Annotated in this window: 2 protein-coding genes; both read left to right on the top strand. The window is 35.4% G+C overall.

Going from position 1 to position 1,185, the window contains the following annotated elements; all coding sequences use genetic code 11:
* Positions 1-103: 103 nt before the first annotated feature.
* Entirely contained in the window at positions 104-520 is a 417-nt protein-coding gene (locus DM84_RS05965; protein ID WP_250779085.1) for a hypothetical protein, read from the top strand.
* A 176-nt stretch (positions 521-696) separates the two neighbouring features.
* Positions 697-1,185 (top strand): transposase (locus DM84_RS05960; RefSeq protein ID WP_349305113.1); only part of this gene is annotated, 489 nt, incomplete at its 3' end.

Raw genomic sequence — 1,185 nt, 5'->3', positions numbered from 1 at the left:
CTTAACTTGACGCGTATGGCTGTACGAACATTCTTAAAAAGAGTATAATGAGAGAAAAGTATTGAGGTATAAGACGTTTTACTACAAAGAAATAATATCAAAATTGCCAAAGGTAGAGCTGAACAAAATAGGTGAAGCTGTTGGTGTCGATTATAGGGTTAGCAAACTTACAGGGGAAAATGTATTTAATTTGCTACTATATAGCATATTGGAGAAAAATGAGCTTAGTTTGCGCACTATTGAGGAAAATTATCGCCGCATGTTTAACTTAGATACACGTCATTCATCAGTTGCAAGTCGTTTGAGAACAATACCTATTAAGTACTTTGAAAAGATTTTTTTGTTTATTTTACAGAGTTTTTGCAGCTCAAAAGAAATTGATGATCATAGATGCAACAACACTTCAGCTATCAAGCAAATTATTGCAGCTTGGCATTCCCTGCAAAAACATAAAATATTGCCAAAAAAACATGATAAAATGCACAATTGCAACAGATGGAAGATTTGCAAAGCTGCTTAATTTATGTACTCAAGCAGAGGGTTTTTCAGATAACAAATTGTTCTGAGAAGTGTTGCTCAGTCACGGTAAAGAGTCGATTTGCATATTTGATCGTGGAATATAGAAACGTGCAACTTTTGAGGAGTTTATAAAGGAAGGCATACACCCGCGGCAACTATAATATTCGCTATAAAATAGTGCGAACCCACCAAGAGGTTAAAGGCCTAAGAACGAAAACACTTGAACTGATGGAGGATGTCATAGTTAGATTAGGGCAAAATGGTTCAAGATTTTTGTCATTTGAGATCAGGTTGATTAGAGCAAAAAGTCAGGTAAATGGCGAAGTTCTCACATTTTTAACTAATATCTATGGAGTGTCTGCTATAGAGATTTGTGATCTCTATAAAAAACGTTGGTCAATAGAAGTGTTCTTTAAATTTATCAAGCAGGAGCTCAACGCAAAGCATTTTCTTGGGTACAGCAAAAACACTATCATGGTTACACTGTACATGATTCTCATAGCTTCCATTTTACTAACAGAGTACAGAAAACGCAGTGGAATGGAGAGCTACAAGTTCGTTAGGCGTGCTTTCATGAACGAGCTTAGACTTGAAATCCTGAAACCAGTCATTGAATACTGTGGTGGAAATCCAGACAAAATCTACGATTATTATCTTTTTTCTTTT

The sequence above is a fragment of the Wolbachia pipientis genome (assembly GCF_023661085.1).
In the GTDB taxonomy this organism is placed as follows: Bacteria; Pseudomonadota; Alphaproteobacteria; order Rickettsiales; family Anaplasmataceae; genus Wolbachia.
This window is presented reverse-complemented; position numbering and strand designations above follow the sequence as displayed.